This is a genomic window from Lysinibacillus sphaericus (assembly GCF_015844675.1).
GTDB lineage: Bacteria > Bacillota > Bacilli > Bacillales_A > Planococcaceae > Lysinibacillus > Lysinibacillus sphaericus_E.
In genome coordinates this window covers 1-13,060 of record NZ_LDGC01000026.1, presented here as the reverse complement: position 1 = coordinate 13,060, position 13,060 = coordinate 1, and the positions used below count along the sequence as shown (strand labels likewise).

General features: G+C 36.4%; 14 protein-coding genes. 10 read left to right on the top strand and 4 right to left on the bottom strand.

Going from position 1 to position 13,060, the window contains the following annotated elements; genetic code table 11:
* The first annotated feature begins 48 nt into the window (after positions 1-48).
* Both ABE34_RS09745 and ABE34_RS09740 read left to right on the top strand, forming a co-directional pair.
* Positions 49-1,382 (top strand): IS3 family transposase gene (locus tag ABE34_RS09745; protein WP_430982158.1). Its coding sequence is split into 2 segments (ribosomal slippage): positions 49-433 and positions 433-1,382, totalling 1,335 coding nucleotides; the frame shifts between segments, so codons are not numbered across the junction.
* A 696-nt stretch (positions 1,383-2,078) separates the two neighbouring features.
* Positions 2,079-2,726: a VTT domain-containing protein gene (locus ABE34_RS09740; RefSeq protein ID WP_346655546.1), complete on the top strand. Its 648-nt coding sequence runs from the start codon at positions 2,079-2,081 to the stop codon at positions 2,724-2,726.
* A gap of 249 nt (positions 2,727-2,975) precedes the next feature.
* On the opposite strand, the gene ABE34_RS09735 is transcribed toward ABE34_RS09740, so the two are convergent.
* Genes ABE34_RS09735 through ABE34_RS09720 form a run of 4 tightly spaced genes read right to left on the bottom strand, consistent with a single transcriptional unit; the run spans position 2,976 to position 5,644 of the window.
* Entirely contained in the window at positions 2,976-3,680 is a 705-nt protein-coding gene (locus ABE34_RS09735) for a hypothetical protein (RefSeq protein ID WP_197142093.1), read from the bottom strand.
* Positions 3,677-4,396 (bottom strand): hypothetical protein, encoded by a 720-nt coding sequence (locus tag ABE34_RS09730; protein WP_197142091.1) that lies wholly within the window; start codon positions 4,394-4,396, stop codon positions 3,677-3,679. The genes ABE34_RS09735 and ABE34_RS09730 overlap by 4 nt, the downstream gene beginning before the upstream one ends.
* Positions 4,380-5,273, bottom strand: a complete 894-nt coding sequence (locus tag ABE34_RS09725) for an ATP-binding cassette domain-containing protein (RefSeq protein WP_197142089.1) — start codon at positions 5,271-5,273, stop codon at positions 4,380-4,382. Before ABE34_RS09725 ends, ABE34_RS09730 begins: the two co-directional genes overlap by 17 nt.
* Positions 5,270-5,644, bottom strand: coding sequence for a GntR family transcriptional regulator (locus ABE34_RS09720; RefSeq protein ID WP_197142087.1), 375 nt, complete (start codon positions 5,642-5,644; stop codon positions 5,270-5,272). Before ABE34_RS09720 ends, ABE34_RS09725 begins: the two co-directional genes overlap by 4 nt.
* Positions 5,645-6,105: 461 nt before the next feature.
* Here ABE34_RS09720 and ABE34_RS09715 point away from each other — a divergent pair, with 461 nt between their 5' ends.
* From ABE34_RS09715 to tnpA, 8 genes are all read left to right on the top strand, one after another.
* Positions 6,106-7,338, top strand: a complete 1,233-nt coding sequence (locus tag ABE34_RS09715; protein WP_197142085.1) for an EAL and HDOD domain-containing protein — start codon at positions 6,106-6,108, stop codon at positions 7,336-7,338.
* Between the two features lie 530 nt (positions 7,339-7,868).
* Entirely contained in the window at positions 7,869-8,717 is an 849-nt protein-coding gene (locus ABE34_RS09710) for a YitT family protein (RefSeq protein WP_197142083.1), read from the top strand.
* A 52-nt stretch (positions 8,718-8,769) separates the two neighbouring features.
* Entirely contained in the window at positions 8,770-9,087 is a 318-nt protein-coding gene (gene cccB, locus ABE34_RS09705; RefSeq protein WP_197142081.1) for a cytochrome c551, read from the top strand.
* Positions 9,088-9,347: 260 nt separating this feature from the next.
* Positions 9,348-10,283 (top strand): HPr(Ser) kinase/phosphatase, encoded by a 936-nt coding sequence (gene hprK / locus ABE34_RS09700; protein WP_197142079.1) that lies wholly within the window; start codon positions 9,348-9,350, stop codon positions 10,281-10,283.
* 52 nt (positions 10,284-10,335) lie between these two features.
* On the top strand, positions 10,336-11,157 hold the full coding sequence (gene lgt, locus ABE34_RS09695) for a prolipoprotein diacylglyceryl transferase (RefSeq protein ID WP_197142077.1): 822 nt from the start codon (positions 10,336-10,338) through the stop codon (positions 11,155-11,157).
* A gap of 12 nt (positions 11,158-11,169) precedes the next feature.
* Entirely contained in the window at positions 11,170-11,811 is a 642-nt protein-coding gene (gene ppaX / locus ABE34_RS09690) for a pyrophosphatase PpaX (protein WP_197142075.1), read from the top strand.
* 4 nt (positions 11,812-11,815) lie between these two features.
* Complete coding sequence (locus tag ABE34_RS09685; protein WP_197142073.1) at positions 11,816-12,355, top strand: acyltransferase; 540 nt, start codon at positions 11,816-11,818, stop codon at positions 12,353-12,355.
* 175 nt (positions 12,356-12,530) lie between these two features.
* Positions 12,531-13,007 carry an IS200/IS605 family transposase gene (tnpA, locus tag ABE34_RS09680; RefSeq protein ID WP_197141399.1) on the top strand — a complete coding sequence of 159 codons (477 nt, stop codon included), beginning with the start codon at positions 12,531-12,533 and terminating at the stop codon, positions 13,005-13,007.
* The last annotated feature ends 53 nt before the right edge of the window (positions 13,008-13,060 follow it).

The window sequence follows — 13,060 nt, the reverse complement described above, 5'->3', positions numbered from 1 at the left end:
TAGGGTACTTTTGTTTATAATGAGAAAAAAGATGTCGGAGCGGAATAAATGACGAAAAGATTATTTACTAAAAAAGAGCAAGAACAACTAAAATGTAATCCTAATGTCCAGGCTATTAGTGATAAAGCGATTACATATACTGAGGAATTTAAACGCCATTTTATTGCAGAAAATGAAAAAGGAAAACTCCCAAGAACGATTTTTGAAGAGGCCGGTTTAGATGTTGAACTGATTGGTTTGAAGCGCATTAGTTCAGCGGGAAAGCGTTGGCGTGCAGCTTATCGTACAACTGGAGTAGAGGGTCTACAAGATACACGGAAATCGAATTCAGGTCGTCCAATAGAACGGGAATTAAGTTTAGAAGAAAAAATTGCACGATTAGAAGCGAAAAATCAATTATTACAAGCGGAGAATGAACTTTTAAAAAAGCTCGATCTACTCGAAAGGCAGATGTTAAAGAAGAAATAACAATCGCAACAGAACTAAAATTTGAATTAATCAGTAAAACGATTCAAAAATATAAACTAAAACGTTTAGTAAGTTATCTATGTGAAATCATGGGCGTATCTCGTTCAGGTTACTATAATTATTTCACAGAAAAATCAGCACAAAAGCGTGCAGCCCATGAGTTAGCAGATGCAGCAATCAAAGAAATCATTTTAAAAGCGTATCATTTCCGAGGACGTAAGAAAGGTGCACGTCAAATTAAAATGACGCTAGAAAATCAATATGGGATTACGTATAACTTAAAACGTATTCGCCGCATTATGAAGAAATTCGAGATTGTATGCCTAATTCGAAAAGCGAATCCAGCACGTAGAATGGCCAAAGCGACAAAAGAACATCGTACATGTCCAAATGAATTACAGCGTAACTTTAAACAAGGTGTAGCAGGAAAAGTATTATTAACAGATATTACGTATTTGACGTACGGAAACGGTAAACGTGCTTATTTATCAACGATTAAGGACGCTGAGACAAACGAAATTTTAGCGTATGAAGTATCTGCTTCATTAAGTATGGATATCGCACTCAATACTCTTCGTAAATTAAAACGAAATCACCACCATTTAACGAAAGATGCATTTATTCATTCCGATCAAGGAGTCCATTATACGAATCCAAAATTCCAGAAACTTGTCAAGAAAATGGGACTAGGGCAATCAATGTCACGTCGAGGAAACTGTTGGGATAACGCCCCTCAAGAATCCTTCTTCGGTCATTTTAAAGATGAAACCAATCTGAAAGCGTGCGAAACATTAGAAGAAGTAAAACGAGAAGTGAAAAGTTATATGATATATTACAACCATTATCGAGGGCAATGGAACTTGAAAAAGCTGCCGCCTGCAAAATACAGACAGCAGCTTCAAAAGGTAGCCTAGCTTTTTTTCAAAATGTCCTTTACAAAGGGTACACTTTAGAAGCTACTATTTGGTAGCTTTTTTTTATGTTTGTAAAAAAATTTAAGGGGAGCTAATTTAATTTAAGACAATTCTTTCATGCGTGTTGATTAGGAAAAATAGGTTTATTATTGAGAGATAAAAGGATTTTTTTGTTTCTATTTTGCTAACATTTTAACTGATTGTAGCGTAGGGCTACTCGACTCCAGCGGGAAAGCGAGACAGACGAGAACCTGAGGCAACACGATGTTGGTCACGAAGGCGTTGTCACAGGACGTGACGCACTTAGCCTTCGTTCCTTTAGCGGACGAAGCGGCTCGACTGTCGCCCGCAGGAAGCCTTGCTCTGCGCGTCAGCGACAAAGCGAGTAGCCCGTAGTGGAAATCATCCTCTTCGAATTAATTAGAATGTAAAAATTGAAAATCAATACACCAGTAATTCTTTATTATTATATTATTACAGCAATGTAAAAAAGTATGGCCATTTATTTAAATAGTTGAGTGTATATGTCTCTAAGTGATAAAATCAAACTTATGAAATCTACATACTTTTTAAAGGCTTGTCATATAGTGTTGAAGAAGTACCACCACAGCCCGTCAAGAAGAATGGAACCCTTTGGTGTCTAGCTACGTCAAAGCCTTTAGAAAATTAAATTGAAAGAGAGCATATGGAAAAATGATAGAACTCATCAAAGAGTTAATTAGTTTTATTATGCATATTGATGTGCATTTAGAAGAGATCATTCGTGAGTTTGGTAATTTGAGTTATTTCGTTTTATTTGCAATTGTTTTTGTTGAAACTGGTGTCGTAATTTTCCCATTCCTGCCAGGTGATTCATTGCTTTTTGCAAGTGGTACATTAGCAGCAGCAATGGGCGCATTTGACATGTGGATATTAATTCCTGTATTTTTAGCAGCTGCAATTTTAGGGGATACGATGAATTATCATATTGGTCATAAAGTGGGAACATCTATACCACCAAAGAGCTTCCTTGGAAGAGTCGTAAAAAAAGAACGTATGGAGGCAGCAGAAAAGTTTTTTAATACACACGGTGGAAAAACGATTGTCATCGCACGTTTTATGCCTTTCATCCGTACATTCATACCCTTTGTTGCAGGGGCTAGTAAAATGAAGTATGGCTACTTCATAATGTATAATGTTGTAGGTGCAGTGTTATGGGTGTTCAGCTGTACATTACTAGGTTATTACTTTGGTAATTTTCCTATTATTAAAGACAACTTCTCAACGGTTTTAATATTAATTATCTTAATTTCAGTAGTGCCAGCTGTAATTGGTGTTATTAAATCAAAAGTAAGTGGAAAATAAAAGGACGGTCCAAAAGTGATAGAAGATCACCTAGGACTGTCCTTTTTTGCTCAGCACTATAATGAAAGTTTTTTCTGTGCGAAAGCTAGTGTTAACATAGGGGTAGATGTTATCAAAGGACTTGATACTCTAGCCTTCGTGCCCTAATTGTTTGCGTTTTAGGATATTGTCTGTGACGCTGATTCTCAAGCGTGGCATTATATATAGTTTACGCTTTAACGCTAATTATTGGCGATCATCTATTTTTTACTATTCTATATAATAGATAAGGCCTTGAGAATCTTCTATTTCTGTACCGCGTGGTATGTCGATAACAATAAAATTTGAATAGGAATTATCCATTTCGTATCGTTCTGCCCCTCGATTAAAATCTAAGATACCTATTGTTGCTTTTAAAAGATAATAATTTACTTGTTGTTTAGAAAGAGACTCAATAAATAATTGGTTTTGTGCCACATATACATCAGGTAGTGGTACTTCGTCAGAAAGATCGACACCATTTATTATGAAAGGAAATTGATAATAGGTAATAAGAGCTTTCCCTGATTCAATATTGTCATTATAACGTTGTCGAATATTCAAGCTTAAATTATTGTCATCATTATTTATTACAACAGGTAATGTATCTCCATCAAAGTTAATTTCCCATGTTTTCTTTTTGTAGTCTGAAGTTAAATACGAAGAATTGAACTCTTGATCATACTTTTGGATTTGATCAAATTTTTTCTCAACTTGTTTAATATCAGAAGGAGAAAGTACTGGTATTTTCGAATCTGAAAAAAAGCTAATATAAATGAAAGCAGTGAGCCCAAGTGCGATGTAACAGATAATGCAAATCAGAATACGCTTAAGTGTCCAAATATTTTTAGCTCTTTTACCTAATTTACTTAGTATTAAAAAAATAGCAATCACGAGTAATATTTGAGTAAAAAAGAATATTGTTGTCGCTATCATTTGCGAGACACCTCCGATTTATTAGCAATCCAAATAGTGAGGCTAAAGCATAGTAGGGCCGCGAGCAAATTAAGAACACTAATCATAAGATTGGATAGCATCATTAGAGGAATAATGTTTGGTGCCATAAAAATGTAAATAAAGCTAAACACCATAAAAGTAGATAGACATATTTTTATCACTTTTGGCCCCTTGAAGCTGGTGCCAAATAGTAAGCCGATTGCGCCAAATAAACAGATGGAACTGAAACATAATATGAATGTAGATGGTGAAATAAATAGACTTTCTATTACAAAAGATTTCTTCTCCATTAATAAAATCCATAATACTTGTAAATAGTGAGTCGAAATCATAATGAAGACTGCAATAAAACTGTATATAATCATGACCAATATGTTTGCAAGGGCGCTAGATGTCCGACTCGAAATAACAGATAAATCATCCATACGATATGCTTTTGTTGTAAAAAGAAGCCCTATTATGAATGCCCAAATGGCTGAAACAATAAGAAACATATCGAGTGAATAATAAGTGAATCGAACTTCTAAATTTCCAAGTGAAAGACCAGAAGTACCACTCCCGGAGCTAGAGAGTAAAACGCCAAAAATGATTTGTAAAATAATTAAGGAACTAAGGGCAGAAATATATAATTGGGCTTTCCATTTCACTTGTTTTTTGACAATTGTTTTAAGTGAAATATTAGTCAAAGATTGCATCAATATCACGTCCTTTTTTATTTGTTAAATACATGCAAACTTCACTTGCAGTAAGGGCTGATACTTTGATGCCTTTTGTTCGAAGTATTTCTTCTGATACGAATAGTTTACTAGCATCTACTACAGCTGAGGTCATCCCTGCCACAATCTTTTGAGCGTAAACTTCCGTCTCAGAGAGCAGATCCGCAAGTGCATCACTTGGTCCGCTAAGTGATATGAGCTGTTCCTTAAATTCATCCAATGGCGCGTGGGCGATGACAGAGCCTTCATCTATTAATAATATTTCTTCTAAAATAGATTCCATCTCTTGTAAGTGGTGACTAGTAATTATAAATGTCCGTGGAAATGCTAGGTATTCCTTTAAAATTGCTCTGTAAAAATCTGTACGAATCGCTTCGTCCATACCATTCATCGGCTCATCTAAAATGGTTAGTGCACAGCGACTTACTAATCCGTAAACAAGATTGAAGGTTGCCAATTGACCTTTAGATAGTTGCTGGTGCTTTGCTGTAAGGTCGATACCCGCATAATCGAGCATGCGATAAGCTAATTCATTTTGCCAATTAGGATAAAAATCAGCTCCCATCTTAAGAATATCTTCGAGCGACAAGTAATCTGAGAAGCTTAATCGATCATCGATAAAAATCATATTGGCAGCTGTTTGAATATTATTAAAGGGATTTTCATTAAACACCTTACATGAACCAGTCGTAGGCTTTAGGTAGCCTGCAAAAATATTCAGCAATGTCGACTTACCTGCACCGTTGCGACCAATAATGCCGATAATTTTTTCTGCCTCAATAGCGCAGGTTACACGTTGAAGTGCTTGACGACGTTCAAAGCTTTTAGATAACTCCTCACATTGAATAATATTCATTCCAATCCCTCCTGTGTTTTTCGAATCAGCACTAGCAATTCTTCATCAGATACAAGTAAACGTTTTGCCTCTAATACGATTTCTTGTGCCATTTTGGTCAATATTTCGTTGCGACGTTTCAATAAAATTCGTTCCTTAGCATCCATAGTGACAAACATTCCTAACCCCCGTTTTTTATATAAAAGTTGCTCTTCCAGTAAAATTGTCAATCCTTTACCAGCTGTGGCGGGATTTATATTGAATAACTCTGCTAGTTGGCATTGTGAATAGACTTTCTGGTCTGCCTGTAATCGATCGGCAATGATTTCGTGCTGTAGCCATTGAGCAATTTGCATATAAATCGGTGTTGTACCATCTAGATGAACGTGCATCGAAAAACCCCCTTTCGCTGCTACAAAATATAGTGCATTAGTGTTGTAATGTACTATACATTGAAATATGGTAAATGTCTACGTGAAAAGATAAAATTTTACAAATTTATATAAGGAAGGTTGAGTGAATTTAAAAAGGTAGATCGGCAAAAGGAATAATATTTTTTATTGAGTTAATTGGAGTTTTGGGTAACGACTTTTTTGATACTTATCGACGAGTGTTGAAGATGACACATTATGAGGAATAGAGCCTAGGAGACTCCTTAGAGATAGCATCATAGTGGCTCATCGTACGCCGCCAGTTGGAACGAAAATCACTATGCTATAGGGGTGATTTATTATTGTATATAATGTTAATTATTGTTAGTCGATTTTTAGACAGTTAATTGAATGATAAGCAGATAGTGCTGAAAAATGCTATAATAATGTTACTAATAACTAGAGAAATGGGGGGCGACGAAATGGAAGTATTTATCGGCAGACAGCCAATTTTTAACCTTCAGGAACAAATCGTTGCATATGAATTATTATATCGCAGCAAAAAAAAGGTGAATGCTTTTCCAATGGTCGATTCAGATGCTGCCACAATTGATGTATTAGTAAACTCATTTCTTTTAATTGGCATTGAAGAGGTAACAAAAGGAAAACCTAGTTTTGTTAATTTTACAGAAAACTTGCTTATGAGTCCTTTAAATGAATACATAAATCCATCGCAAGTTGTTATTGAGATTTTAGAGGATGTCCCTATTACAGCTCAGTTAGTCGAGAGAGTTATTGAGCTCAAATCATATGGGTTTAAAATAGCATTAGATGATTTTATTTTGGATGATCAAGTACAAGTTTATGATGAGTTATTCACTTATATCGATTATATAAAAGTTGACTTTTTATCGTCATCACTACTAGAGCGAATGGAAATTGAAAATAAAGTGAAAGAAAATTTCCCTCACATAAAATTGCTCGCTGAGAAAGTAGAGACACGTAAGCAATTTGAAGTGGCGAAGCATTCTGGCTATGAATTGTTTCAAGGCTATTTTTTTGAACAACCTCAAATAATTACAGCCACCGATATACCTGCGAATACAATTCAATATTTATATATTATTACGCTATTAAGAGAAGAGGAACCTAATATACATTTATTGGCGGAAAGTATTGAGCGTGACATTTCGTTAACATATAAATTATTGCATATGGTTAATAATTCAGAGTTGCGTTCTAAATCCAAGGTTCGTTCGATAAAACAAGCGATTATATTACTTGGGGTTCCAAATTTACGAAAGTGGATTTATTTATTGGCGATGCGAGAAATTGACAGAAATACTGATAATGATCTGTTTAAAGAAGTCATGCGTACATCTTTATTTAGAGCAAAAGTATGTGAGAAATTAGCCAAGCTTTCCTATAAGAAAAATTTCTCTGAATATTTTTTAGTTGGGATGTTTTCATTAATAGACACTATGTTACAAAGACCGCTGAATGTTATTTTACAGCAGCTACCTTTTTCAGAAGACATTACAGCAACACTTTTAGGTAATCAAACTGAAATGACACCTTATTTGGAATTCAGTACTGCGTTAGGCAAGTTAGATTGGTCTACATTAGAAAGATTAGCTCCTCAGCTTACTATTGATTTTTCAACTATTGATCTTTTATACAATGAAGCTATGGAGTGGGCAGAAAAGTCTTTATAAAAATAAGAATCAATCATCTGTTTTTGTTTAGTGGAATAAGCCGTTAAGTATATATTTTAGTGAAAAGTCAAAAATAAGCTATCTTAAAATATTTTTAAGGTAGCTTGTTTTTTATATATTTAATTAGCTTGCCATTAGTTGATCTTCGTTCCGACTGGGCGGCTCCTTGGGGATTAGCCTCACTGATGAGACTCTGCAGCGAGCCTCGCGAATGAAGCGGCTCATCGGACGCCCCAGGAAGCTCAGCTCTGCGCAAAGCGAAGCGTCAGCGGCAAATGTTTTATCTGCGCGAAAGCGAAGCGTCAGCGGCAAATGTTTTATCTGTGCGAAAGCGTAGCGACAGCAACAAAGCGCCCAGTCGGAACAGAAATCAACCAACGTTATGATGATGTATCTAATTGTCATAAGTGTAATACATAATTCCAATAATACATGTTCCTTCATCAAGACGAAGTTCTCAATGCGAAAACTATTTGCTATAATCATCACGTCTTTAAAAAATTCTGAAAGTTGAAGTGGGCGTGGGGGAAATGAATCAAATTCATGATGTAAGGGAAAGCATTGTGGAGTATGTATACGTCATAGTAGGCGCTGCAATTATTGCTATCGGCTTTAATGTATTTTTACTGCCAAATCAAGTAGCTTCTGGCGGAGTAAGCGGGATTAGTACAATTTTAAACGGTTTATTTGGTTGGAATCCTGGCTTAATACAATATGCATTTAATATTCCATTATTTATAGTAGGTATATTATTACTTGGAAAGAAGTTTGGGATAAAATCGTTTATTGGAACAGTGACATTACCGTTCATTGTATTACTAACGAACAGTTGGAGTCCTTGGACAGATAATCCTTTACTCGGTGCACTATTCGGAGGGATTGTAGTCGGTATAGGAATAGGACTTGTTTTTAAGGGGAATGCTTCTACTGGTGGCACTGATTTACTAGCGCAAATTATTACAAAGTATACTGGAATAACGCTTGGTACAAGTGTACTTTTAATTGATGGGATTATCGCAATTAGTGCAGCACTTGTTTTTGATTTAGAGAAAGGTTTGTATGCCCTGATTGGACTTTATGTCACGACAAAAACGATTGATATTATTCAGCTTGGCTTTAGTCAGTCTAAAATGATTTACATTATTACGATGAAACAAGATGAGGTACGTGATGCCATATATGCCGAGATCAATCGAGGAGTGACAAAGTTGCCTGCAATAGGTGGCTATACAGGGGAAGCGCGACCAGTTTTGATGGTTGTGGTTTACCAAACAGAATTCACAAAGCTGAAACAACTCATTAAAAACGTTGACCCATCAGCGTTTGTGATCGTTTCTAATGCTTATGAAGTGTTGGGAGAAGGTTTCAAACGTGCATAACTTTGGTATAATGTCGGGGAAAGATACTTATTTACTTTGAGGAGGGTCCCTAATGAAAAAGGCAATGTTAACATTAGCGATTGGTTCAGCAATCTTCTTAGCTGCTTGTGGTGGAGGTAAAACGGCAAATGAAGGTTCAAAAACTACTGCACCAAATGGCGAAACAATTGCAATGAAATCTTGTATTACTTGCCATGGTGGTGAACTACAAGGCCAAGGAAATGCGCCAAAAATTAATGATGCTGGCTCTCGTTTTTCGGAAGCTGAACTTTTAGATATTATAGAAAATGGTAAAGGTTCAATGCCTCCTGGTATTGTTAAAGGCGAAGATGCAAAAGCAGTTGCTAAATGGTTGGCAACTCAAAAATAAAATGATCATGAAACTAGCGGGGCTGGAGAACCGCTAGTTTTTTTATGTGTAGAAGTTTTTAGTCATTCAGACAGAGTGTAAATATAGTTCTTTTAAACTTAGACATGCTAAAATAAAGTGAAGCTGGAATCAGTAAGCTGATTGCTAGTTAAACCAATCGGGTGTATACAGCTAGTTAACTGTCACGAATAGTGGGAATTTTACTGACTGTTAACACAGACAAAACATATTCAATTCCTTTGAATGGAGGCTACAAAACATTGGTCGTAGTATTAACAAGAGACGTTATGGAGAAATTTAAGTTAGAATTGTTAGCTGGTGAGGAAGGAATAGGAAGAACGATTGTTACGAGTGATATTTCAAGACCGGGGCTTGAAATGGCGGGATATTTTACGCATTATCCTGCAAATCGAGTGCAATTGCTTGGAAAAACAGAACTTTCATTTTTTGAAATGCTACCTGCAAATGTGAAACTAGAACGCATGCGTCTACTATGTTCGCAGGATACGCCAGCTATTATTATTTCCCGGGATTTAGAGGTACCGGAGGAACTTATACAGGCGTCCAATGAAAAACATGTACCTGTATTTAAAACACATATGACAACAACGAAATTTTCGAGTAGACTAACAAACTATTTAGAAGGTCGCTTAGCACCAATGACTGCTGCTCACGGAGTTTTAGTGGATATATACGGCATCGGTGTACTCATAATCGGAAAAAGTGGTGTAGGGAAAAGTGAAACAGCACTTGAGCTTGTCAAGAAGGGGCACCGTTTAGTGGCTGATGATTGTGTAGAGATCCGTCAGGAGGCAGAGAACTTTTTAATTGGTAGTCCACCACCTCTTTTAGAACATTTACTTGAAATTCGAGGCATCGGTATTATCGATATTATGACCCTTTTTGGAGCAAGTGCGGTACGTCCGTACAAGCGTATTACATTAGTGATTGAATTAGAAATATGGGATCCAGAAAAAGTATATGATCGTCTAGGCTTAGAGGAAGAGAAAATGAAAATTATTGATACGGAATTAACGAAGTTAACGATTCCTGTAAGACCAGGACGAAATGTGTCTGTTATTATTGAAGTAGCAGCAATGAATTATCGCTTAAAAAAAATGGGTGTTAATGCAGCCGAAGAGTTTTCTAGACGATTAGATGAGGTGATTTCATCAGCGGATGAATTAGATGATTAATTGTTCGTTAATAGGATACAATATCCTATATGATAGATGAGAGGAGTTTAAGATGGATTTATTATTATTAGATATTAATCCGATTGCTTTCCATTTAGGACCTATCCCTGTTCGTTGGTATGGGTTACTAATTGTATCGGGTATTATTTTAGCTTATATTGTTGGACAAAGAGAGGCTGTTAAGAGGGGCCTACCGGAGGATTTTCTTGCGGATTTATTACTATGGGCTGTTCCTATATCCATAATATGCGCACGTATTTATTATGTAACGATGCGTTGGGATTATTATAGTGAAAACCCGGGGAAGATTATTGAAATTTGGAATGGTGGCATCGCTATTCACGGTGCACTTATTGGGGCATTTTTGACAGGTTACATATTCACTCGTAGAAGAAATATAAGCTTTTTACGAGTAGCAGATATTGCGGCACCGAGTATTTTAATTGGACAGATAATTGGACGCTGGGGAAATTTTATGAACCAGGAAGCTTATGGCGGTCCAGTATCACGTGAATTTTTAGAACAATTAATGTTGCCAGATTGGATTATTAATCAAATGTATATTGAAGAATTAGGAACTTACGTACATCCTACTTTTTTATATGAATCCATTTGGAACTTCATTGGGCTAATTATTTTACTAGTATTACGCAAAGTAAATTTAAATCGTGGGGAAATATTCTTCAGCTATTTAATTTGGTATTCAATCGGTCGATTCTATATAGAAGGTATGCGTACAGATAGCCTATATTTAGTAGGAGATTTACGTTCAGCTCAGGTTGTTTCGATAATAGGCATTGTAGTGGGTCTTGGTGCGATTATTTACCGTCGTATAAAAGTAAAACCCGCAGTGAAATATTTAGATAATAAATAGGGGGTTCGAAAAGTGACTGTAAAAGCATTACTATTTGATTTTGATGGTACATTACTCAATACAAATGATTTAATCATCCAAACATTTATGCATGTTTTAAACGAGCGATTTCCCGGGCAATATTCGCCAAAAGATTGCCTGAAATTCCTTGGTCCGTCCCTAAAACAGACATTTAGTGACATTGCTCCTGGTGAAGAGGAAGCAATGATTACAAAATATCGTGAATATAATGAAGCGCATCACGATGAGCTTGTCACTCAATATCCTGATGTGGTCCCAACTTTAGAGCAATTAAAGGATATGGGCATCAAATTAGCGATTGTCTCTACAAAGCGTAATGGGATGATTGACCGTGGATTATCTGTGCTAGGAGCAAGTCATTTATTTGATGTCCGTATTGGCACGGATGATGTAAAAAATGTAAAGCCTAATCCAGAGCCTGTTTTACTGGCGCTTGAACGCCTTGGAGTAACCAAGGAAGAGGCCATTATGATTGGTGACAATTCCCACGATATTGAGGCAGGACATAACGCTGGAGTTAGAACAGCCGGTGTCGCATGGGCATTTAAAGGTGAGGAATACTTACAGCAATTCAAACCGGAATATATGTTGCATCATATGACGGATTTATTTGAAATTGTGAAAGCGGGGTAAGTAAATGGCACGTAAAACAGAACGCTATCGTGTCGAAGGAGCAAACTCGCTTTGGAATATTTATGACACGGTGTCCTTTTGGAAGGTGATGAAGTGTTTCATTGTCATTCAAATTGGACGCTTCACACCATTTTTACGTGTGAAAAACTGGTTGTATAGAACTTTTTTAAAAATGGACATTGGTGAACAAACTTCCATAGCTTTAATGGTTATGCCAGATACAATGTTTCCGGAACGTATTCACATTGGTGACAATACTGTAATAGGCTTCAATACGACTATTTTGGCGCATGAATATTTAATAGAGGAATATCGTCTAGGGGATGTTCGTATTGGTAATGAAGTAATGGTTGGTGCGAATTCAACGATTCTACCAGGTGTAACGATAGGTGACGGTGCGATCGTGTCAGCTGCAACCCTTGTACATAAGGATGTGCCAGCAGGTTGTCTAGCAGGCGGCAATCCTATGCAAATTATTTATTCAGCTGAACAGATGGCGGAACGCAAACGCAATGAAGTAGTAGAATGGTCCACGCCAAAATAATAATAACATCGAAACTGTGCAAGCTTTGCTGTGCACAGTTTTTTTCTTTTATCTTTTGAAAACCCCTTGCTATGCGAGGGGTTCTAAAGAGCTTCTAGCTATGGACAAGAAAAAAACCCCAGCCGTACAATGAATTCAGGTCTGGTCAACCGACTTCGTACGAAAGGGGATCCAAATGGATAATAAAAGTTTAGCACACACAACATGGAATTGTAAGTATCACATCGTCTTTGCGCCAAAATATAGAAGGCAGATAATTTATGGGCAAATCAAAGTAGATGTAGGTAGAATTCTTCGCCAGTTATGTGAAAGAAAAGGCGTAGAAATTATTGAAGCAACAGCATGTCCTGATCATATTCATATGTTGGTAAGTATTCCACCAAAATTAAGTGTTTCATCGTTTGTGGGTTATTTGAAAGGGAAAAGTAGTTTAATGATATTTGATCGACATGCGAACCTGAAATACAAATATGGAAACAGGAAGTTTTGGTGTCGTGGATATTATGTAGATACAGTAGGAAGAAACAGAAAAATCATTCAGGAATATATAAAAAATCAATTACAAGAGGATATTCTTGAGGATCAAATGACCATGAAAGAATTCATTGATCCATTTACAGGAGAAGAAATAAAAGCAAAAAAGCGAAGATAATAAAACCACTTTAGTGGTAGCGTGAAAACGGAGTGCGGTTGGCGGACCTTTCA